Genomic DNA, 20,742 nt, shown 5'->3' with positions numbered 1-20,742 from the left:
TCCGCATCTTCAGTCGAAATCAGCCCAACCCCGTCCCCGGGGTCATCTGGCGTCCGGTCAGGGTTGTTTCGTACCCCCCCAGATTCTCTATTCGTTCAAGCAAGGCGTGCGAGCGCAGAAGGTCCAGCAGCGTGACGATGCGCGGGTCATCCATGAACCGGGTGGGTATCGCCAAGTCGTAGCGTTCGCGTGCCAGCGGCACAAAGTCCAGATCAAGCGCCCGCGCCGCGGCCATGATGCCCATGCCGCAGTCGGCTGCGCCGGTCAGCACATTCACCGCCACGGCCATGTGCGTGAACTCCTCGTTGTCGTATCCCTGCACGCTGTGGGGCGTTATCCCCTCCTGCTTGAGGTGGTGGTCCAGCAGGATGCGCGTGCCCGCGCCGCGCTGGCGGTTGATGAAGGTCAGGTCCTCGCGGGTCAGGCTCTCGATCCCCGTGATGCCCTTGGGGTTGCCCTTTGGCACGATGAGGCCCTGATGCCGGATGGCGAGATTGACCACGCTCAGGTCCATATCCGGCAGGTATTTTTCGAGGAACGGAAAGTTGAAGTCGCCGCTCTTTGGGTCGAAAAGGTGGCACCCCGCGAACAGGGCGGAGCCGGCCTTCAGGGCGTTGAGACCGCCCATGCTGCCCACGTGGGCCGAGACCAGCCGCCACGGCTCGTCCATGCCCATGAGCTCGTCGGCGAGCAGATCCAGAATGTTGTCGTGGCTGCCCACGTGCACAAGGACGCGCTCCACTTCATCGGGCGACACCAACAGCCGCGCGGGAACGGTTTCGCCCGCTTCCAGGCCTTCCACGGTGGCGGGAATGGTGGTGAAGCCCTGCGCCTTGGTCAGAGTGGTGATCATGCCGGCCCCGCGTCCGAGGGGGGTGGCGACGATGCGGTCGTCCACGCGGCCCATGGCGAGGCGTACCACTTCTTCCATGCCGGGCTTGCTCGGCAGTTTGCGGGTGAGGACGGCCTCGGCCTCGGGGCGCCGGGGGGCAGGGCGGCGTTCCAGCCACGCGGCCAGCGGGCCGAGCAGCTCTTCGTAGCAGACCGCCGCGCTGACGGGATAGCCCGGAGCGCCCACCAGAAGTCTGCCCGGGTATCCGGACGCCTCGTTGGACACCGCCAGCAGAGTCGGCTTGCCGGGCATGACGTTGATGCCGTGGACCAGCACTTCGCCGAGCTCTTCGAACACGACCCGCGTGAAGTCCTTGCTTCCTGCTGATGAGCCTGCCCCCACCACCACGATGGTACAGCCGTTGGCCAGCGCGTCCGTGACCGCGTTCTTGAGCCCGGTCCGGTCATCCGGCACCACTGGGACGCTTTCGGCCTCTAAGCCCCATTCACGGGCCAGGGAGACGAAGACCTGCGAGTTGGATTCGATGACCTGTCCGGCACGCGGGGCTGGGCATCGGGAGAAGTCGAGTACTTCGTCCCCGGTGGGGATGAAGCGGGCCGCGACTCTGCCGCGCACCTCCAGCTCGTATATGCCCGCGGAGAGTAGGGCGCCCACGTCGTAAGGCGTGAGCAGCCTGCCCTGCGGAATGAGCAGCTCCGTGGAGACGATGTCCTCGCCGATGCGCCGGACGTGCTGCCACGGCGCGGCGGGGGCCTCGATTTCCACGATGTCGTCATCCACCTGAACCACGTTTTCCACCATGATGACCGCGTTGCGGTCCCCCGGCAGCGGGTTGCCGGTGTTGACCGGATGGTAGCCGTCGCCGCGCGTGAGCCGCACGGGGGCGTCCTCCCGCGCCGGGAAGGTGTCCTCGGCCCGTACGGCGATGCCGTCCATGGCGGCGGCGTGAAACGTGGGCGACGAGCAGCGCGCGTGGACGGCCTTTGCCGTGACGCGTCCGGCCGCCTCGTGGGCGGCAATGGTCTCGGGCGGGCACAGGGCGTCCCGGTCGAGGCTGTTCTTTGCACGCTCGAGCGCTTCCGGCACCGGCGTGGTGGTCAGGTATATGTTGCGGCCCATGGCGTCCTCCCCGGACGGTTATTCGTGCTTGAATTCGCCGTTTTCGTAAATGAGCACCTCGGAGCCGTCTTCCAGCTCGGCGGTGACGGTCTTGGGCTCGGTGTTCACCAGATCCCAGTGCAGCGCGGAGTCGTTGAAACCGAGCTGTTTTTTGAGGTCCTGGTCAAGCTCCGACTGGTCGCCCGCGTAGGTGTCGGCATAGGATGCGCCCACCGCAACGTGGCAGTTGCCGTAATCTCCGCCGAAGTTCTCGTCGAAGAGGGTGTTGGCCATGAATTTGCCGATGCGCGAGAAGCGGCGGTCGGTCAGGGAGAATTCGCCCAGCTGCGGAGCGCCTTCGTCCATGGCGAGCTGCTTGGCGACAAACTCAGCGCCTTCCTCGGCGTCGGACTCGACCACGCGGCCGTTTTTGAAAGTCAGGCGCACGCCCTTGACGTAGTTGCCGGAGCGGAAGGAGGGCTGGTCGGCGTAGTAGACGCCTTCCGTGCCGTGCCAGTCGGGGGAGGTGAAGATCTCGAAGCTGGGCAGATTGTGGCCGGAAACGCCGAGCCAGCGACGCTTTTCGCCGGGCGTCACCACGAGGTCCGTGCTTTCGGACTTGACCCGGATGCGGCGGATGGGCAGCTCGTTGAGCCACTGCTTTACCTTCAGGGTCTGCTCAAAGATCACGTTCCATTCGGCTTCGGGGTCTTCCTTGTCGAGGAAGCAGGCGCTGACTATCTCCTGCTTGTACTCCTCAAGACTCATGGACGCCGAGTCGGCGAGGGCCTGCGTGGGATACATGCACAGGGTCCATGCGAAATCCCCGGACTGCTCGCGGCCTTCCATGATCTCCCGCAGGAACTTGCGGGACACGGCCGCCTTGCCCAGTCGGGCCGGGTCCACGTCCTTGAGGTGAGTGAGCGAGGCCGGGGCAATGAGAGAGATCACGCCGTTGAGGTTTTCCATCAGCGGCTTGTCGCCCGGCGGCACGGTCTCGATCTGCCGGTCGTCACCCTTGCCGTAGAAGCTCTTCTCCATCTTCGTGGAGAGGTTGGCGCGGGGGACGGGGATGACTCCCTTGTCCATGAGCAGGTCGAACATCGCTTCGGCCAGAGGCAGGGCGTCGAGGTCGTAGCGCAGCATGACCATGTCGCCTCTCTCGTACGGGCGGGTGCGGGCGGTTTCCAGCCCCCACCAGAGGGTCTGGGCATATTTCTTGAGTTCTTCAGGCGTGAACATCGAGCAACTCCGTGTTGAATGATTCTTAGGTCGTTCGGGCAGGATAGACTACCGGGCAAGGGAGTTCAACAGCGCGTTAGCGGTTTGTCGATCATGAACCGTTGAAAACAGGCGTCGGTGCTTGACAGGGCCGGGGGTTGGGGCTATTGGCAAAACTCGATTCCGACACAAAGCGCGCGTGCCCGAAGCCCTTCGCAAAGGGTTTTGTGTTGCGCGGCCGGAAGCGTAATGCTAAGGGATGCTCCTGCAACGCGCCGCCGCAGAGCGGTGCGTGTTGCGGATCAAGAAAAATACTCATTTTGGAGGAAATCATGGGTTACAGGATTACTATCGACGTTGAGAAGTGCAACGGCGACGGCGAATGTGTCGACGTCTGTCCCACCGAAGTGTACGAACTTCAGGACGGCAAGGCCGTTGCCGTGAATGAAGAAGAATGCCTCGGCTGCGAATCCTGCGTGGAAGTCTGCGAGCAGGACGCCATCGTCATCGAGGAAGACTAGCCCTCGGATCGTACGCAAACTGCCGGGGGCGGCGACAGCCTCCCCGGCAGTATTATTGCGCCCGACAAGCCACATGCCGCCCGTACGGCAGGGACAACGCCCTCCGGGGCGGTTTTTTTTACTCGGGGCCGGGGTTGACGATATGCCTCAACGACTTATTTCATTGGTCAAATCCCAGACCGACACGCCGTAGACGACACCTCGGCGGCCCAAGGAGCGAAATACATGGCTTTGGATTTCACCCAGTTTTTTGAACGGTATGAAGCGCTCGTGTCCGAGGTGGACGCGGTCTTCAACAAATTCGAAACCGATTTTCCGGAGCAGGTCCGCTGTGAAAAGGGCTGTAGCGACTGTTGCTACGCTCTCTTCGACCTCTCCCTCGTCGAAGCGCTCTACGTCAATCACCACTTCCGGGAACGCTTCGCCGGACTGGAGCGCAACGACATCATGGAACGCGCGGCGGACATCGACCGCCAGCTCTTCCGCCTCAAGCGGGAACTGTGGAAGGCCAGTCAGGCCGGCAAATCCACCGAGGAAATTTTCGAAACCGTCGCGCGCACCCGCATGCGCTGTCCCATGCTCGGCGAGGGCGACCTCTGCGTCATGTACGACAAGCGCCCCATCACCTGCCGGCTCTACGGCGTCCCCACCGCCATCGAAGGCAGGGGACACACCTGCGCCAAGTCCGGGTTCAAGGGCGGCGAGAAATATCCCACCGTGCACGTGGACATGATCCACGAACGCCTCATGGACATCAGCCGGGACATCGCCGAGCACATCGGCTCCAAGTACAAGGCCATCCACGAGATGCTGGTGCCTCTCTCCATGGCGCTGGTCACGGACTACAACGAGGACTACCTCGGTGTACGCAAACCCGGCGACGAGTCCAAGCCGGAAGCCGCAGAACCCGCGCCGCAGCCTCAGGCCCCCGGAGCGTCCATCCCCAAGATGGAGGACGCCCCTTCCGAGGCCTGCAACACCTGTGACTCGGACAAGTCGCTCTGCGCCAGCTGCAAGGAGAACTCCTTCTCCATCGTGCTCGGCGGCGACGACGAATAGGGGGACCCCATGATTCAGGAAGCGACCCTCACGCCCGAAGAGCGCGAAGAGCAGAAGCGGCTCATGTACGACAAGATGTCGCCGCGGCGGCGCAAGTTCGTGGACCGCATCGGCTTCGACAAGTGGGACCCGTTCGAGAAGCCGTTCGATCCCATCGATCTGCGCACGGACGCCACCGGTCACACGGCGCATCAGCTTACGCACCTGTTCCTGCGCGACAAGGGTGCGCAGCTCAATCAGGAATTCGTGGACGCGATCAACGAATTCAACGTCATGCTGGTCATGAACTTCGAGAAGGTTCGACCCATATACGAGTATTGCCTCTGGTACGAGGAACTGACCCGCAAGCGCGGCATCAAGCCATAACTTCAAGGACGGGAACATGCAGAAATTCGATAATCTCGACGATTACATCGCCGACCTCAAGGCCAAGCTGGAGAAGAACGCCGGCTGCGCCAATACCATGTACAACCTGGGCGTGGCCCTGCTCTCCAAGCGCGAGTTCATGGACGCCGAACGCTACTTCCTCGACTGCGTGTCGGAATCCCCGCGCATGGCCGAGGCCTATGTCCAGCTCGGCGGCATCGCGCTGCAGCGCGGCGACCTCGACGGCTGCCTGAATTACAACATTCAGGCCACCAAGGTTCGTCCCTTCTTCGCCGTGCCGTGGGGCAACGTTGGCTACATCCAGCTCGAAAAGGGCGAAGTGGACAAGGCCATCCAGACCTTCAAGCGCGCCCTGAAGTACGACCCCGAGTTCGTGCAGGTGCTGGCCACTCTCGGTAGCGCCTACATCGCCATCGGCGACTACGAAGAAGCCGAGAAGAATCTCGACAAGTGCCTGCAGCTCAATGAAAAATTCGGCCCGGCCTGGAACAATCTCGCCATTGTGAACGTGCATCACGGGGAGTGGAAAAAGGCCAAGGACTGCCTCGATAAGGCCGCCGAAACCGGATTCGAACCGCCCGAAGATCTTCGGAAGGAAGTCGAGTCCAACCTGTAACCCGCCGGAAGTCCCGGCGGAAGGAAGGGAGTACATGTCCCGTTTCCGCCAGACGAAGAAATCGGTCAGGGAGATTCTCGCCTCCCCCGAATGGGAGTCGAGACTTGATGAATTGAACCAGTGGGCCCCCGGACAGCTGGTGGGCCCGCTGTTTTCGCTTCGGCTCGACAAGGACCAGAGCGTGCGCTGGCGCACGGCAAGGGCCTTCGGGCTGGTGGCAAAGCGCATGGCTGACGCAGGCATGGAAAAGGCCCGTGTGCTCATGCGCACCTTCATGTGGTACATGAACGAGGAGTCGGGCAACCTCGGCTGGGGCGTGCCCGAGGCCATGGCCGAGGCCATGGTGCAGGACGAGCGTCTCGCCGACGAATTCGCCTCTATCCTCGCTTCATACATCTTCTGCGACGAAGAGTGCGACGGCAACTATCTCGATCATCCCGAATTGCGGCGCGGCGTCTTCTGGGCGCTGGGCAGACTCGCTCAGGAGCGGCCCAAGTACGTCCGTCCCCATGCGCGGTTCCTCATGACCGCCTTGAGCGACGCCGACGCATGGAACCGCGGGCTCGCCGCCTGGACACTGGGTATTCTTCAGTACGAGGAGGCCCGTGATGCGCTTGGAACGCTCTTCGATGACACGGGGCAACTCCAGATATTCCGTGACGGCGAAGTTGAGGACGCCACGGTGGCGTCGCTTGCCCGTGAAGCCATGGACAAACTGGACTAAACTGTTCGCCGTGAACTGATCCGACCGGGAATCCGCACAGCGGGTTCCCGGTTTTCTGTTGTACGAATCAGATGTTCTCCCGGCAGGTTGCCAAAAAGGTTGCGTTGCGCCGGTTTCCGCCCTGTGATAGTTGCGCGATAATCGGAGGAAGAAACGATCCCTGAATCAGCATCACCGCATGCAGCCGACAGGCCGCTGACCACAAGTGACGTGGACGCGCTGTATCAGCGCGGCGCAATATCCCACGCCCGACGCTTGGAGGATCTGGCACTGGCGGGCTGGCAGCCGCGCTGGCACCGCTGGCTCGACGTTCTGTTGCTTGTCGCCGGGGCAGGGCTTCTGCTCTCCGGCATCATCTTCTTTTTCGCCTGGAACTGGGCTGACATGCACCGTTTCCTCAAGCTGGGGCTGGTGCTCGGCGGCGTCATCGGCTGCACGGGGCTGTCTGTCTTCATGGACATGGATTCACGCGCAGGCCGGGCGTTGCTGGTTGGCGGCGGCGTGCTCGTCGGGGTCTTCTTTGCCGTGTTCGGCCAGATTTATCAGACCGGCGCGGACGCATGGGAGATGTTCCGAATCTGGACGCTGCTGCTTCTCCCATGGGCGCTGGTCGGGCGCAGTTCCGCCCTCTGGCTCCTCGTCATTCTGCTCGGCAACACATGGGCCATGCTCTGGCTGGTGAAGGAAGGCTACCTCATGTACCGCGACTGGTTTTCGGTCGTTGCGGCCTCGGCCTGTCTCGTCTGCTATCTGCTCATGGACTTTTTCGGTCGGCACCGGACCGACTATGGCCGGTGGCGCGGGTGGCAGTATCTTTTCCTCGCCCTGCCGCTTTTCTGGATATGCTGGAGCTCGTGGGTTGCGGTCTCCGGGCAGACCGACTGGTTGTTTGCCGCGCTCGTCCCGCTGTTGGCCGGGTGTCTGGTCACGCCTGTCCTGCGTCGCGACCCCGCCGGGATGGCGCTCTGTCTCTTTGCTTTCTGGAATCTCTGCATTGCGGCAGGGGTGTTGTACATGGTCAAGCAGATGGGGCTCGACCCCATATCCAACAGCCTGCTTGGCATGATCAGCCTTTCCATTCCGGTCATCGGCATCATACGTATCAAGAGTTTTGTTCAGGAAAAGGGGGAGGCGTGAGCATCTCCCGAAAGCAATATCTGCATGAGCACGGTCTTTCCGACGGGGCGGGTGCGGATACTTCCCCGATCCCGTGGTACTATGCGGCCATGCAGGGCATCGGCGCGTGGTTTGCCGCCGGCATGTTTCTGTCACCCATATTCACTTTTCTGCCAGACAGTATGCTCGTCATCGGCCTTGTGGGCGCGGGGCTGCTCATCGGTGCGGCCGTCATGCCGGAGAAGGGGGAAGTGTTTCTCTCTCAGCTGACCCTCGCCGCGGCCCTGCTCGGGTTCGCCATGGTCAACGTGGCCCTCGTCGAAGCCACCGGTGTCGAAGGGGCGGCCCTGCCGCTCAACGTGACCGGAACCGGGGCGGCGGCATACGTCCTCGTCCGCAGGCGCTTCTTCCGTTTTCTCCTCTCGCTGGCGGTCATGGGCACATGGCTGGTGCGGTTTCACGATGTCGCCCATGTCATTCCGGCGATCATGGCCGTGGCCTCGACCTGTATTCTTGCCGCGTTTTTCGTCTGGCGGGAGCGGCGATTTTTGCGTCCGCTCGGATACGCCATGGCGTTCGCGGGGCCGGGGGCTCTCTTCATGATGAAAAGCACGGCCTCGCTGACTGCCTCTTCATGGGTTGCCGCAGTCTTCGGGCTTGCGACGGTCCTGCTGCTCATGCGCGAGCATGGCTGGAGGAGGACACCGACCGCGCTGGGAGCCCTGTGCATCACGGCTCTCTCCCTGGCCGCGCCCGGAGCCGGATTCGGCGCGGCGCTGGCCGTTCTCGGCCACGCCTACGCCAACAGATTGCTCGAGGGCGTCGGGCTGCTCTGGGTCCCGGTTTTCGTATCCTGGTTCTACTACTGGCTCGGCTACGGCCTCCTGACCAAATCGCTCATGCTCATGGGTGCCGGGTTGCTGCTGCTCGGTGTCCGGCAAGTGCTCCGGCGGAGGCGCGTCCATGCGTAAACTTCTCGTGTTTCTGGGGCTGACGATCATCGTCGCGGTGGCGGTCATGGCTGTCGTGCGCAAGGAGCGACTCATCGAGAGCGGCCGACGGGTGGTGCTGGAACTCGGGCCGCGCGACCCCCGCTCTCTGATGCAGGGCGATTACATGCGCCTGACCTACGACGCGGCCTCCGCGCTCCGCGAGATCGACGAGTTGCCGCACGAAGGCGCTGTCGTCATGAAGGACGATGCCGACGGCGTTGGCCGGATGGTCCGGGTGGACGACGGTTCAACGCTTGCCGAGGGTGAATACCGCATCCGCTACCGCAGGGATCACCGGTCGTACAGGCTCGGCCCGGACGCGTTCTTTTTCGAGGAGGGGAGGGCAGGCGAGTTCAGTGGAGCCGAATATGGCGAGTTCCGCGTGGCCGATGACGGTTCCGTGGTGCTGGTGCGGCTGCTGGATGCCGAAGGCAATCCGCTCGGGGGCTAGGTCCGCCTGCGACTTGTCTTCGGCTCGTCGTGTGCATGATGCGAAACGAGCGTCTCGTTGGCGAATTGTTCTACAATCGTTTTTCCCGCACCCGCAAAAGAGAGTGCGACGGCACCTCTTCCCCAGCGACCTCATTTCGCCGCGGCAAGCTCTGGACCGGTCCATAGGGGCATCCGTACGAAAATGAAAACCGGAAATGTGCCGCGCTAATGCCGGAGAAAGTCAGCCCCGGCAGTTGCAGCGCTCTCCGGCGGTGGTGAAATCGCGCGACTTGCCCATCTCTTCGATCTCAATTAGCCTTCGCGCATGATAGCATTTGTCCTTGTCAGGGATCTTCTCATTTTCGTGGTCGGGGTGTGGTTCTTCGAGTTCTGGCTGGATGTCAGGCTGCCGGATGAAAACAACCTGCTCCTTTTTTTCGTGGCCATCCCCATCATATGGGCGACCATGATGCAGATGTGGACGGCCATCAGCTACCGGGAGCAGCGGAGCCGGGTCATGTATCTGGCCTGCCACATGCTCGGGGTGCTGCTGCTGAGCTGTTCCGTCTTTCTCATCAGCGCGGTGCTGAACACCATCGAGACCTCTCTGGACGCCACCGGAAACATTCTGTTCCATGGCGTCGGCTGGTCGGCCATCCTGAGCATCATTTTCTACGACATGGTGGATATCGCCCGTATGGAACACGCCGACGAGGAGTGAGCCGCACCGGCGAGCGTGCCGCTTCCGCAGGGCTGTGTTTCGGTGCGCGAGGGCAGGCTCTCCGCTGATGCTGTCGGGGAGCAACGCCGGACCGGGGTTATTTCCAGACGGGAGCCTCGCTGAGCAGCGCCTCGGCCTCGGCGTGAGGCAGGGGCTTGGAGAAGTGGTATCCCTGTCCGTACTCGCAGCCCAGCGCCTTGAGCACGTTGAGCTGCGACTCCTCCTCCACGCCCTCGGCGATGACGCTTTTCCCGAGGCTGTGCGCCAGCGAAACGATGGTGCGCACGATCTCCATGTTCTCGCGCTTCTGCTCCATGTTTCCGACGAACGACTGGTCGATCTTCAGGTAATGGAAGGGGAACCGGTGCAGGTGGGAGAGCGAGGAATATCCCGTGCCGAAATCGTCGATGGAGAGGTGGAAGGCGCGATCCTCGAACTCTCTCAGGACTTCCAGCGCGTATTCCATGTTCTCCATGATGCCGCTTTCCGTGACCTCGATCTTGATAAGCTCAGGCCGGATGCCGGAGCGGTCGATGATGTCGCTCAGGCGGGTGACGATGCCTTCGGTCTTCATCTGTTCGACCGAGAGGTTCACGCTCATGGTCAGGTTGTGGAATGCGGGATAGCGCTCCTGCCAGATGCGCAGCTGTCGCGCGGAAGCCTCGAGCATGAATTCGCCCATGGGCACGATGAGACCCGTTTCCTCGGCGAGCGGGATGAAGGCGCCCGGCGAGACGAGCCCTTCCGTGGGGTGCTCCCAGCGGATGAGGGCCTCGAAGCCGTGCACGCGTCCTGTGTGCAGGTCGATGATGGGCTGGTAGTGGGGCACGAACTCGCCGTTGTCCACGGCCTTGGTCAAATCGGTCTCGAGCTTGAGCCGCTCCGATGCGTCGCGGTGCATGTCTTCGTCAAAGACCACGGACCGTGCGCGGCCGCGCGCCTTGGCCCGGTACATGGCGGTCTCCGCGTCGCGAAGCAGGTCCCCGGCGGAAGAGAACTGCCCCGGTCCGGTGACGATGCCTATGCTGGCGGTGAGGAAGACCTCCTGCCCGTCCGCGTCGAACGGGTCGGTGAGGGCGTCGCGGATTTCCTCGGCGATGGAGAGTGACTCCTCCGCGGACTGAAGCGTGGGCAGCAGCAGCGTGAACTCGTCGCCGCCGAGGCGGGCGAGGGTGTCTTCCGGACCGATGATCTGTCCCACGCGCCAGGCGAAAGCCATGAGCATGGAGTCGCCCGCCGCATGGCCGAGGGAGTCGTTGACGGCCTTGAAGTTGTCCACGTCCAGAAAGAGCACGGCGTAGGGCTGGCCGTTCTTGCGGGCGCGGCGCATGGTCTGTCCCACGCGGTCCACGAACAGGGCCTTGTTGGGCAGGCCGGTCAGGCTGTCGTGGAAGGCGTCGTGCAGCAGCTGTTCTTCGGCCTGCTTGCGCTGCGTGATGTCGGAGGCATAAATGTGGACGGTATTCTGCTCGGGAAGCGGATGGTAGGTCCATGAGAGGATGCGTTCCCCGGCGATGCTCTCCACGCCGATGCGGTTTTCGCCCGTGCGGATGCAACGTGCGACCAACTCGCGGTGGTTGCCGGGCAGGAGGCGGCTTATATCTCCGCCGATTTCACGGGTCAGGTTCTGTGCCGTGGGGTTGGCGTAGACGACCTCCGCCTCCGGGCCAGCCGAGATGACGGGTTCGGGCGATTCGCGCGGGAAGGCCGCCAGCCGGGAAATCTCCTGTTGCTGTTCGCGGATTTCCGTCAGGTCGATGACCACGGCGAACGCGCCGATGGTCTCGCCGTCGAGGGCGTGCAGCGGGGAGACGTCGTAGCGCACGAAAACACGGTTGCCGCGCGCGGAGAGCGTGTCCAGATGCAGGTTGCGGAAGGGGCGGTCCTCGACCATGGCCCGGCCCGCGATGGTGCTCTTGGCCGGGTCACCGTAAAAGAATTCGGCAAGGTGCATGCCGTGATAGTCGTCGGGCTCGCCCTCGCGCTCGTAGAGGTCGAGGTAGGGGCGGTTGACGTAGGTCAGCCGCTCTTCGGTGTCCACGGCGAGGCAGGGGACGGAAATGGCTTGGAGAATGCCGTTGAGGTGGCCGATCTTGTGCTTGAGCTCCGTGACCATGTGCACGGCATCCGTGGTCAGGCGACGCATGCCCGGGCCCATGATGCTGTAGTTCGGCTCGGCGTCGTAGTCTCCCCCGGCCACGCGGTGGGTGTAATCCACCGCATGACGGATGCCCTGCGTGATGCCGCGGGCGGTCCGGGCGAGAAAGCCCAGCGCGATGAGCGTTGCCAGCGCGCTCAGGCCGGCGCCGATGATGCGCCAGCGCTGGTACGAGTCGATGCGCTTGCGGATGAGCCTGTCCATTTCATCCATGGCCCGGGAGAGCAGCTGGACGCTTCCACGGCGAACTTCGCGGGCCTGACCGGCCATGGTGTCCCATACGGGGGCGCCCTGCTGCCACCGCTCAAGCTCGTTGATGAGAATCTCTACCTGTCTGACGTATTCGGCCAGCTGTTCAGCGTATATTCCGCTCAGGGAGGCGCTCTTGCCGTAATAGAGCGGGTCGGCTTCTATGGCGGTCCGTGACCGTTTCAGCAGATCGCTGGTCCGGGCCGAGCGCAGCAACAGGCTTTCATCCAGCACGGAGCGCGACAGGAAGGCCTCGCCGCTGTGCATGGCCTTACGCGCCAGATGTTCGACATCGCCGGCAAAGGCGGCGTTGTGCGGCAGCGTGGGAATCGTCGCCCACGCGAGCATGGCGCTGTCAAGTGCCGGGTCGAGACTCAACCTGCTGCAGTTCGCGGTTTTCTCGAAAAGGGTCAGGAGCTCGTCGATGACCGGCCTGAGTCCTCCGGGCGCATTGCGGAGATGCTTTTGCCAGGCGCTGCGAAGCGTTGTGGTGGTCGGACAGCCGGAAGAATTGCGGAACGAGGTGAATATGGGGGCGGAGAGTTTCTCTTCCAGTCGGCCGATGTGGTGATCGACCTCCATCTGGAGAGGGGGGATTACGCGTTTGGCCTCCGTGTCACCCCGTCGGGCGCGTCCTTCAAGCGTCTGAAGGCGCTGGAGCGCGCCGAGGGTTTCCAGAGCCTCGCGAATGGCATCCGTCCCGGCTAGCTCCGAGCGGGCGATGTTCACGTCGTGGCGGAAGTTCAGTTCCATGAAGACCGAGAGCACGACGATGGGCAGCATGAATATCAGGGCCACAAGGGCCAGCCGCTTCGGGGTGGAGAGGGTGGGGGGCTTGCGATGCCTGTGGGCTGATATTGCCATTCGGGAACTCTGCCTCATGGCAGGCGGGCTGTCCAGCGGTTGGTTTGAATGATGGCGCATGGTTGCGTGCCGTAGAGAGGAAAAATGAAAAAAGTTAAAATTCCTGCTTGACAATCGAGGGGGTGCTGTATAGAAATTCGTCCTCGTCAACGACGAAGGCGCGTAGCTCAGGGGGAGAGCACTTGCTTGACACGCAAGGGGTCAGCAGTTCAAATCTGCTCGTGCCTACCAGAAAATCAAAGAGGGAGGCCATGCCTCCCTCTTATTTTTTTATGTATATCAAAACGCCTCGGGAGGAGGACAGCCATGCAGATCGAAGTGGCCGGCAAGCCGGTGGAAGTCGCAGAGGGCGCTTCTTGCGGCGAGGTTCTGAAAGAGAGCCTTTCCAAGAAGCAGTTCAAGAACGTCGTCGTGGCAAGGTGCGGCGAAACCCTGCTGGACCTTTCCACCACCGTGCCCACCGACTGCACCGCCCTTGAGCCGGTGACCGCCGACTCGCCCGAAGGGCTGGATGTCATCCGCCATTCCACCGCCCACCTCATGGCCGAAGCCGTGAAGAAGCTGTTCCCCACCGCCAAGGTGACCATCGGTCCCTCCGTGGACAACGGCTTCTACTACGACTTCGACTACGAGCGTCCCTTCACCCCGGACGATCTGGAGGCCATCGAGAAGGAGATGCAGCGCTCCGTCGGCGCGGATCAGGAGTTCTCCTGCCGTGTCGTTCCGGCCGAGCAGGCCCGCTCGGAGTTCAAGGAGCAGGGCGAGGACTACAAGCTCGAACTCATCGACGAGCTGGGCGAAGACAACTATTCCATCTATCAGCACGGTGAATTCACCGACCTGTGCCGCGGCCCGCACGTGCCCCGCACCGGCATGCTCAAGGCCTTCAAGCTGCTCAGCGTTGCAGGCGCCTACTGGCGCGGCGACGAGAAAAACAAGCAGCTGCAGCGCATATACGGCACCGCCTGGGGCAGCCCCAAGGAGCTCAAGAAGTACCTGCATCAGCTCGAGGAAGCCAAGAAGCGCGACCATCGCAAGCTCGGCACCCAGCTGGACCTGTTCAGCTTTCAGGAAGCGGGCGGCGCAGGCATGGTCTACTGGCATCCCAAGGGGGCGCTGGTCCGGACCATCCTTGAAGATTTCGTGACCAAGGAGCAGATCAAGCGCGGCTACGAGCTGGTGCGCGGACCGCAGATTCTCAAGCGTGAGCTCTGGGAAACCTCGGGCCACTACGAGAACTACCGTGAGAATATGTATTTCACGGAGATCGACGAGCAGGCTTACGGTGTCAAGCCCATGAACTGCCTCGCGCACATGCTCATCTACAATCGCAAGCTCATGAGCTACCGCGACCTGCCGCAGCGTTATTTCGAGCTGGGCGTGGTGCACCGCCACGAGAAATCCGGCGTGCTGCACGGCCTGCTGCGCGTGCGCTCCTTCACTCAGGACGATGCGCACATCCTGTGCCGCCCCGACCAGCTGCAGGACGAGATCAAGGGCGTCATCAAGTGGGTGCAGGACCTCATGGGCCTGTTCGGCTTTTCCTACTCCATGGAGATCAGCACCCGCCCGGAAAAGTCCATCGGATCGGAAGAGGACTGGGATCGCGCCATCGACGCGCTCAAGGAAGCCATGGAGTCCGTAGGGTTGCCCTACGAGATCAACGAGGGCGACGGCGCCTTCTACGGCCCCAAGATCGACGTCAAGGTCACCGACTGCCTCGGTCGCGAATGGCAGTGCTCCACCATTCAGGTGGACTTTACCCTGCCGGAGCGTTTCGACCTGACATACGTGGGTGACGACGGCGAGCGGCACCGGCCCGTCATGGTGCACCGCGCCATCATGGGATCCGTGGAGCGCTTCCTGGGAATTCTCATTGAGCACTATGCCGGTGCGTTCCCGGTCTGGTTTGCCCCGGTGCAGGCCAAAATACTGAACGTTACCGATGATCAGAAGGAATTTGCGGAAAAAGTCTTGCAATTCTTCCGGGAAAAAGGCATCCGCATCGAAGCGGATCTTCGGAATGAGAAGCTTGGATACAAGGTTCGCGAGGCTCAACTTGAGAAGATCCCGTACATGTTTGTCATCGGGGACAAGGAAGTTGAAGCCGGATGCGTCAATGTTCGTATGAGGGGCGGTGACGATCCCGGGCTGCTTTCGCTCGAAGAAGCGGCGGCCCTGATCACGGATGCATCCGAGGAACCATTCAAAAATGGAGGGATGAGCTATAGCTTTTAAGCGTAATGACCGCGGTCGCGGCAGGAGAGATGAAGGCCCCCGGCGCAATGAGCGTATTCGGATTCCCAAGATCATGGTGATCGATGAAAAGGGAACGCAGCTCGGGGTGTTGGAAACCCGTACAGCCTTGGCTCAGGCCAAGGAGCGCGGGCTCGATCTTGTGGAAGTGGCTCCCAACGCAGACCCGCCGGTCTGCAAGTTCATGGATTACGGGAAGTTCCTCTACCAGCAGAAGAAACGTCTGCAGGAAGCCAAGAAGAACCAGAGCGTCATCCAGATCAAGGAAGTCAAGTTTCGTCCCAAGACCGACGACCACGACTACAATACGAAGCTCAAGCACATCCGCAAGTTCCTTGAGGGTGGAGACCGCTGCAAAGTGACCATATTTTTCCGGGGTCGCGAAATCGTCCATAAGGACCGCGGCCTCATGGTGCTGGAAAGAGTGCAGCAGGACACCGAGGATATCGCCAAGGTGGAAAGCAAGCCGACGAGCGAAGGTCGCACCATGACCATGATGCTCGCACCGGTGAAGCGCTAGGCGAAGAATTCGGGGCTCGCTCGGTCCGGTTAACATACAGGAGGATCATAATGCCCAAGATCAAAACCAGACGCGCCGCAGCCAAACGGTTCAGCCAGACCGGCAGCGGCAAGTTCAAGCGTCGCCGCAAGAACCTGAGGCACATTCTTACCAAGAAGAATGCAAAGAGGCGTCGTCGCCTCGGCCAGTCCACCACCGTGGACAAGACCAACGAAAAGGCCGTACGCCGCCAGCTGCCCAACGGCTAGCAGGCACCGTATCCGCCCTGCCGGGGGGAGTCGCTCCCGACCCGGAGGGTACTAAGCGATGGAGGTATCCAGATGAGAGTGAAACGCGGAGTGCCCGCTCACAAGCGGCACAAGAAATATTTGAAGATGGCCAAGGGCTACCGTGGCGCAGGCTCCCGCCTGTACCGCACCGCGCGTGAGCGCGTTGAAAAGGCCCTGACCAACGCCTATCGCGACCGCAAGCGCAAAAAGCGCGAGTTCCGCAAGCTGTGGATCATGCGCATCAACGCTGCCGCGCGTCTGCACGGCCTTTCCTACAGCCGTTTCATGAACGGCCTTTCCAAGGCCGGAATCGAGCTGAACCGTAAAGTCCTGGCCGACATGGCCGTTCGCGACAAAGAAGCGTTCGCGAAGATCGCCGAGGCCGCCAAAGCACAGGTTGGCTAACCGTGAATGAAGATCTGAAGACCTTTGTCGAAGGTCTCGAAAGCCTGGCCCTCGAGTGCGAAGCACGCAAGGGTCAGGCTTGTTCGTTGAAGGAACTGGAGGAACTGCGCGTCGAGTACCTCGGCCGCAAAGGCAAGCTGGCCGCCAACATGGGCGTGCTCGGCAAGCTCTCCAACGACCTCAAGCCCGAGGCCGGCCGCAAGGCCAACGAGGTCAAGGAACGTATCGCCGGCATGCTGGAGCAGTGGCAGGCCGAATTGCAGGCCGCAGAGGCCGCCGAAAAGCTCAAGCGTTTCGACCCCTCCATGCCCGGGCGCAAGCCCTGGGCCGGTTCACTTCATCCCGTGACCCTGGTCATGGACGAGATCTGCGACATCCTCACCGGACTCGGCTTCGAGCACGCAAGCGGCCCGGAAGTCGAGAACGACTGGCACAATTTCGAGGCGCTGAACATCCCGCCCGAGCACCCGGCGCGCGACATGCAGGACACCCTGTATGTGTCCGAGAGCATCGTGCTTCGTACGCACACCTCTCCCATGCAGGTCCGGAGCATGCTCGGCAGAAAGCCTCCCGTGGCGGTCATCGCCCCGGGCAAGGTGTACCGCCGCGACTCGGACCTGACGCACACTCCCATGTTCCACCAGATCGAGGGACTCCTCGTGGATCGGGGCGTGAGCATGTCCGACCTTCGGGGCACCCTGACCGCCTTCGTGCGGCAGCTGTTCGGCACCGGGACCGAGGTGCGTTTCCGTCCCAGCTTCTTCCCCTTTACCGAACCCAGCGCGGAAGTGGACATCTCCTGCGTCATGTGCAGCGGCAAGGGGAGCAACAAGGACGGCAGCACCTGTCGCGTCTGCAAGGGCACCGGCTGGGTCGAGATTCTCGGCTGCGGCATGGTGGATCCCAACGTCTTCAAGTCCGTCGGCTACGATCCCGAGGAATTTACCGGGTTCGCCTTCGGGCTGGGAATCGAGCGCGTTGCCATGCTGAAGTACGGCATCGGCGACCTGCGCATGTTCTTCGAGAACGACGTCCGGTTCCTGGAACAGTTCGCCTAGCGAGAGACTATCAGTCGCGGCCCGGTCCTGCCCGCCCGGGCGTCCGGGCCGCGCTTTCATGTTTGCAATATTTCAAGGCTCTACGGTGTAGCTATGCTTGTCAGTTTCAATTGGTTGCGTGAGTTCGTGCCCTTCGAGGGCGAAGCTCAGGAGTTGGGCGATCGCCTGACTATGCTCGGACTTGAATTGGATTCCATCGAGGATCCGTTCGAGTCGATCAAGGACATTGTGGTCGGCCACGTGGTGGAGTGCGCAAAGCACCCCGAGGCTGACAAACTCTCGGTCTGCACGGTGGATCTCGGCGACGAGACCGTGGACATCGTCTGCGGCGCTCCCAACGTGGACAAGGGACAGCTCGTTCCCGTCGCCAAGGTCGGCACGACGCTGCCGGACGGCCTCAAGATCAAGAAGGCCAAGCTCCGCGGCGTCAAATCCTTCGGCATGATCTGCTCCGAGCGCGAACTCGGCCTCTCCGACGATCACGAAGGCATCTGGGTGCTGCCTGAGAACCTCAAGGTCGGCGCCAAGCTCGTGGACGAGCTCAACCTCGAGCGCACCGTCCTCGACTTCGACATCACGCCCAACCGCGCCGACTGCCTTTCCATCCTCGGGTTCGCCCGCGAAACCGCGCTGGCCTTCGACCTTCCGCTGACCATGCCCAAGCTGGATCTGCAGGAAGCAGGCGGCAACGCCGCCGATGAGGTCAGAATTCTCATCGACGACCCCGAGCTCTGCCCGCTCTATCAGGCGCGTGTCCTCAACAACGTCACCGTCGGCAAATCGCCGGACTGGATGCGCTTCCGCCTGTTTTCCGTTGGACAGCGTCCCCTCGGCAACATCGTGGACGTCACCAACTACATTCTTTTCGAGCTGGGTCAGCCTCTGCACGCCTTCGACCTGAACCGCATCGAAGACGCCACCATCCGCGTGGCCCCGGCGGAAGACGGCATGAGCTTCACCACCCTCGACGGGCAGGAACGCAAGCTGCTTTCCAGTGATCTGCTCATCTGGGACGGCAGGAAGCCGGTGGCCCTCGCAGGGGTCATGGGCGGACTCAACTCCGAGATGCAGAGCGACAGCACCAACGTACTGCTCGAGTCCGCGGTATTCCGTCCCGGCACCATCCGCAAGACCGCCCGCAGGCTGGCGCTGCCCAGCGACGCGTCCTACCGCTTCGAGAGAGGCGTGGATCAGGTCATGAATTCGTTCGCCATGAACCGCGCGGCGCAGCTCATGGCCGAGGTCGCCGGCGGAAGCGTCATGTCCGGCGTGGCGAAGAACGAGCCCAAGCCGTGGCAGGACCGTACCCTCGGGTACCGCCATGACAAGTGCATGTCCCTGCTCGGTCTGGACCTCGATCAGGACTTCGCCAAAAAGGTCTTCACCCTTGAAGGCTGCAAAGTGGACGACTCCGACCCCGCGAACTGGAAGGTGGACACCCCGTCCCATCGCCTCGACCTTGAACGCGAGGTGGACCTGTACGAGGAAGTCGGTCGCGTCTACGGGCTGGACCGCATCGAGGCCAAGTTGCCCCGCGTTGCCAAAAGTCTCGAAGGTACCGTCACCGCCGAGACCGAGTACGGCTTCGTCAAGGCCCTCAAGTACTGGGGCATGGGCGTGGGGCTGAACGAAGCCATCAACTACAGTTTTGTGGGCGGCGAGGACCTCGACCGCCTGAACCTGCCCGAGGAAGGCCGCGTGCCCATCGCCAACCCGCTCTCCGAGGACCAGAACGTCATGCGTTCCGACCTCGCGCCGGGGCTGCTCAACACGCTCAAGCACAACCTCGCGCAGGGCAACACGCACATCCGCGTGTTCGAGGTGGCCCGCAAATTCATCGCCGACAGCGAGTCCGACACGCAGACGCGCGAAAACCTCCGCCTCGGCATTCTGCTGTACGGTGCCCGCCACGCCAACGAATGGCCGTGGCCCTCCGAGGATGCGGATTACCTCGACCTCAAGGGGCATGTGGAGCACCTGCTGGACAATCATTTCAAGCTGCCCGCCTGTTGCTTCAGCCTCGTGGAAGGGCACGCCTACCTCGAACCCTGCGTGGACGTTCGCGTGTGCGACCGTTCGGTTGGCTTCATGGGCCGCGTCAAGGACGACATCGCGGACTTCTACCATGCCCGCAAGGACGTCTGGCTGGCCGACGTGGATGCACAGGCGCTGCGAGAGCTTCGCGACGAACACGTGATCAAGTTCAACGAACTGCCCAAGTTCCCGCCGAGCCGCCGCGACGTGACCCTCGTCTGCCCAATGGACCTCAACGCAGGAACCGTGGTGGACACCATCAACGAGATGAAGCTGCCGCTGTTGGAATCCGTGGAGCTTGTTGCCGAGTTCATCCCCGAAGGTGAAGACCGCCGCAACCTGTCCTTCCGCCTGACCTACCGTCATGCGAACAAGACACTCAAGGACAAGGAAGTGGACAAACAGCACAAACGTCTCGTGGACGAGCTGGTCGAGAAGCTTCCGGTCAGCGTGTAACGTTCCGATCCATATCAATACAAAAGACCCCGCCGAAGCGGGGTCTTTTTTTATCCTATGCAAAAGTGCGTGTTTGTTTATTTGGCGACTGTCTCGTTGTCAGAAGTATTGTCTTCGGGATCGGATTCCTTCGGAACGGCCACTTTGACGTAATCCACCACCATAGTAACGCCCTTGATGTCGCGCGCTTTGTCGAGTGCCGCGCGCTTTTGCTCTTCGGACCTGACGAGGCCGGTTACCACAGCCGTATCACCGTAAACGCCGCCGTGAATACGCTGTGCTTCCAGCAGCGGAGCGTCGTTCAGAGCTGATTCGAGCTTCCGCGTGCGGTCGCGGTTCTGGATCGGGTTGTCCGAGGGCGGAAAAAAGCGGCAGGTGAGGCGCTTCAGCCCCTGCACGGAGCTGGCAATGCGTATGGCCCTGTCCGCCCATTGCCTGTCCGGAGCCGGGCCAGTGAGGTAGCCGTGCGCGTTGTAGACATGAACCGTTAGCCCGAGGTAGCCGTTCATCCGCAGCCGTTCCCGGACACGCCGCTCCAAAGTCTCGTCGATGCAGCCGTAGTTGCTGTCGAAGTCCACGCGTCCTCTCGGGGCATGTTCGTCAATCAGAACTGCGACGTCGTACCCGGTCTTGCCCATCCCGGCCATCTGCAGCGCAGGGGTGGCGCATGCGGTCAGGATGCAGGCGGTCAGCAGGGCGAACAGTCTGGACATGGCGGACATCGCAACCTCGT

General features: G+C 62.2%; 20 protein-coding genes and 1 tRNA gene. 16 read left to right on the top strand and 5 right to left on the bottom strand.

The annotated features are described in order from the left end of the window. Positions 1-19 precede the first annotated feature (19 nt). The 3 genes from BR24_RS11130 to BR24_RS11120 form a co-directional block, all read right to left on the bottom strand. The gene (locus BR24_RS11130; RefSeq protein WP_496541554.1) at positions 20-1,972 is read right to left on the bottom strand and encodes a molybdopterin biosynthesis protein; all 1,953 of its coding nucleotides are present in this window, start codon (positions 1,970-1,972) and stop codon (positions 20-22) included. A gap of 18 nt (positions 1,973-1,990) precedes the next feature. Beyond that, entirely contained in the window at positions 1,991-3,193 is a 1,203-nt protein-coding gene (locus tag BR24_RS11125) for an aminopeptidase (RefSeq protein ID WP_496541553.1), read from the bottom strand. A gap of 91 nt (positions 3,194-3,284) precedes the next feature. Then, entirely contained in the window at positions 3,285-3,491 is a 207-nt protein-coding gene (locus BR24_RS11120; RefSeq protein WP_496541552.1) for a hypothetical protein, read from the bottom strand. A gap of 13 nt (positions 3,492-3,504) precedes the next feature. Between BR24_RS11120 and BR24_RS11115 the strand changes: the two genes are divergently transcribed. From BR24_RS11115 to BR24_RS11075, 9 genes are all read left to right on the top strand, one after another. Next, positions 3,505-3,693: a ferredoxin gene (locus tag BR24_RS11115; RefSeq protein ID WP_496541551.1), complete on the top strand. Its 189-nt coding sequence runs from the start codon at positions 3,505-3,507 to the stop codon at positions 3,691-3,693. A 225-nt stretch (positions 3,694-3,918) separates the two neighbouring features. Then, positions 3,919-4,752, top strand: coding sequence for a YkgJ family cysteine cluster protein (locus tag BR24_RS11110; RefSeq protein ID WP_496541550.1), 834 nt, complete (start codon positions 3,919-3,921; stop codon positions 4,750-4,752). 9 nt (positions 4,753-4,761) lie between these two features. Next, positions 4,762-5,118: a hypothetical protein gene (locus BR24_RS11105; RefSeq protein ID WP_018123808.1), complete on the top strand. Its 357-nt coding sequence runs from the start codon at positions 4,762-4,764 to the stop codon at positions 5,116-5,118. Positions 5,119-5,134: 16 nt separating this feature from the next. Beyond that, entirely contained in the window at positions 5,135-5,755 is a 621-nt protein-coding gene (locus BR24_RS11100) for a tetratricopeptide repeat protein (RefSeq protein WP_496541549.1), read from the top strand. A 34-nt stretch (positions 5,756-5,789) separates the two neighbouring features. Further along, the gene (locus BR24_RS11095) at positions 5,790-6,479 is read left to right on the top strand and encodes a DVU0298 family protein (protein WP_496541548.1); all 690 of its coding nucleotides are present in this window, start codon (positions 5,790-5,792) and stop codon (positions 6,477-6,479) included. Positions 6,480-6,689: 210 nt separating this feature from the next. Next, positions 6,690-7,616: a DUF2157 domain-containing protein gene (locus BR24_RS11090; protein ID WP_496541547.1), complete on the top strand. Its 927-nt coding sequence runs from the start codon at positions 6,690-6,692 to the stop codon at positions 7,614-7,616. Then, positions 7,613-8,566 carry a DUF4401 domain-containing protein gene (locus BR24_RS11085; protein ID WP_496541546.1) on the top strand — a complete coding sequence of 318 codons (954 nt, stop codon included), beginning with the start codon at positions 7,613-7,615 and terminating at the stop codon, positions 8,564-8,566. Before BR24_RS11090 ends, BR24_RS11085 begins: the two co-directional genes overlap by 4 nt. After that, positions 8,559-9,038, top strand: coding sequence for a GDYXXLXY domain-containing protein (locus BR24_RS11080; RefSeq protein WP_496541545.1), 480 nt, complete (start codon positions 8,559-8,561; stop codon positions 9,036-9,038). Before BR24_RS11085 ends, BR24_RS11080 begins: the two co-directional genes overlap by 8 nt. A gap of 306 nt (positions 9,039-9,344) precedes the next feature. After that, on the top strand, positions 9,345-9,740 hold the full coding sequence (locus tag BR24_RS11075; RefSeq protein ID WP_496541544.1) for a hypothetical protein: 396 nt from the start codon (positions 9,345-9,347) through the stop codon (positions 9,738-9,740). A 97-nt stretch (positions 9,741-9,837) separates the two neighbouring features. On the opposite strand, the gene BR24_RS11070 is transcribed toward BR24_RS11075, so the two are convergent. After that, positions 9,838-13,011: a putative bifunctional diguanylate cyclase/phosphodiesterase gene (locus BR24_RS11070; RefSeq protein ID WP_496541543.1), complete on the bottom strand. Its 3,174-nt coding sequence runs from the start codon at positions 13,009-13,011 to the stop codon at positions 9,838-9,840. A gap of 156 nt (positions 13,012-13,167) precedes the next feature. On the opposite strand from BR24_RS11070, the gene BR24_RS11065 reads away from it, so the two are divergent. The 7 genes from BR24_RS11065 (at position 13,168) to pheT (ending at position 20,009) form a co-directional block, all read left to right on the top strand. Beyond that, a tRNA-Val gene (locus BR24_RS11065) sits at positions 13,168-13,242 on the top strand. A 75-nt stretch (positions 13,243-13,317) separates the two neighbouring features. After that, on the top strand, positions 13,318-15,249 hold the full coding sequence (gene thrS, locus BR24_RS11060) for a threonine--tRNA ligase (RefSeq protein ID WP_496541542.1): 1,932 nt from the start codon (positions 13,318-13,320) through the stop codon (positions 15,247-15,249). After that, on the top strand, positions 15,239-15,787 hold the full coding sequence (gene infC / locus BR24_RS11055; protein WP_083909142.1) for a translation initiation factor IF-3: 549 nt from the start codon (positions 15,239-15,241) through the stop codon (positions 15,785-15,787). The genes thrS and infC overlap by 11 nt, the downstream gene beginning before the upstream one ends. A gap of 50 nt (positions 15,788-15,837) precedes the next feature. Beyond that, complete coding sequence (rpmI, locus tag BR24_RS11050) at positions 15,838-16,035, top strand: 50S ribosomal protein L35 (protein WP_018123815.1); 198 nt, start codon at positions 15,838-15,840, stop codon at positions 16,033-16,035. A gap of 72 nt (positions 16,036-16,107) precedes the next feature. Beyond that, a complete protein-coding gene (gene rplT, locus BR24_RS11045) occupies positions 16,108-16,461 on the top strand; it encodes a 50S ribosomal protein L20 (protein ID WP_018123816.1) in 354 nt (117 codons plus the stop codon). A 2-nt stretch (positions 16,462-16,463) separates the two neighbouring features. Further along, on the top strand, positions 16,464-17,519 hold the full coding sequence (pheS, locus tag BR24_RS11040) for a phenylalanine--tRNA ligase subunit alpha (RefSeq protein WP_496541541.1): 1,056 nt from the start codon (positions 16,464-16,466) through the stop codon (positions 17,517-17,519). Positions 17,520-17,612: 93 nt separating this feature from the next. Next, positions 17,613-20,009 (top strand): phenylalanine--tRNA ligase subunit beta, encoded by a 2,397-nt coding sequence (gene pheT / locus BR24_RS11035; RefSeq protein WP_496541540.1) that lies wholly within the window; start codon positions 17,613-17,615, stop codon positions 20,007-20,009. A 77-nt stretch (positions 20,010-20,086) separates the two neighbouring features. Here the strand turns inward: pheT and BR24_RS11030 are convergent, their stop codons facing one another. Next, positions 20,087-20,722: a BON domain-containing protein gene (locus tag BR24_RS11030; RefSeq protein ID WP_496541539.1), complete on the bottom strand. Its 636-nt coding sequence runs from the start codon at positions 20,720-20,722 to the stop codon at positions 20,087-20,089. Positions 20,723-20,742 lie beyond the last annotated feature (20 nt).

The sequence above is a fragment of the Pseudodesulfovibrio halophilus DSM 5663 genome, assembly GCF_059568665.1.
The sequence above is the reverse complement of the archived record's forward strand: the minus strand, read 5'-3'. Positions and strand labels throughout refer to the sequence as shown.

Coding starts and splice junctions, on each gene's coding strand:
- BR24_RS11130 (WP_496541554.1), bottom strand. CDS start 1,972: ATGGGCCGCAACATATACCTGACCACCACGCCGGTGCCGGAAGCGCTC.
- BR24_RS11125 (WP_496541553.1), bottom strand. CDS start 3,193: ATGTTCACGCCTGAAGAACTCAAGAAATATGCCCAGACCCTCTGGTGG.
- BR24_RS11120 (WP_496541552.1), bottom strand. CDS start 3,491: ATGAGTATTTTTCTTGATCCGCAACACGCACCGCTCTGCGGCGGCGCG.
- BR24_RS11115 (WP_496541551.1), top strand. CDS start 3,505: ATGGGTTACAGGATTACTATCGACGTTGAGAAGTGCAACGGCGACGGC.
- BR24_RS11110 (WP_496541550.1), top strand. CDS start 3,919: ATGGCTTTGGATTTCACCCAGTTTTTTGAACGGTATGAAGCGCTCGTG.
- BR24_RS11105 (WP_018123808.1), top strand. CDS start 4,762: ATGATTCAGGAAGCGACCCTCACGCCCGAAGAGCGCGAAGAGCAGAAG.
- BR24_RS11100 (WP_496541549.1), top strand. CDS start 5,135: ATGCAGAAATTCGATAATCTCGACGATTACATCGCCGACCTCAAGGCC.
- BR24_RS11095 (WP_496541548.1), top strand. CDS start 5,790: ATGTCCCGTTTCCGCCAGACGAAGAAATCGGTCAGGGAGATTCTCGCC.
- BR24_RS11080 (WP_496541545.1), top strand. CDS start 8,559: ATGCGTAAACTTCTCGTGTTTCTGGGGCTGACGATCATCGTCGCGGTG.
- BR24_RS11075 (WP_496541544.1), top strand. CDS start 9,345: ATGATAGCATTTGTCCTTGTCAGGGATCTTCTCATTTTCGTGGTCGGG.
- BR24_RS11070 (WP_496541543.1), bottom strand. CDS start 13,011: ATGGCAATATCAGCCCACAGGCATCGCAAGCCCCCCACCCTCTCCACC.
- thrS (WP_496541542.1), top strand. CDS start 13,318: ATGCAGATCGAAGTGGCCGGCAAGCCGGTGGAAGTCGCAGAGGGCGCT.
- rpmI (WP_018123815.1), top strand. CDS start 15,838: ATGCCCAAGATCAAAACCAGACGCGCCGCAGCCAAACGGTTCAGCCAG.
- rplT (WP_018123816.1), top strand. CDS start 16,108: ATGAGAGTGAAACGCGGAGTGCCCGCTCACAAGCGGCACAAGAAATAT.
- pheT (WP_496541540.1), top strand. CDS start 17,613: ATGCTTGTCAGTTTCAATTGGTTGCGTGAGTTCGTGCCCTTCGAGGGC.
- BR24_RS11030 (WP_496541539.1), bottom strand. CDS start 20,722: ATGTCCAGACTGTTCGCCCTGCTGACCGCCTGCATCCTGACCGCATGC.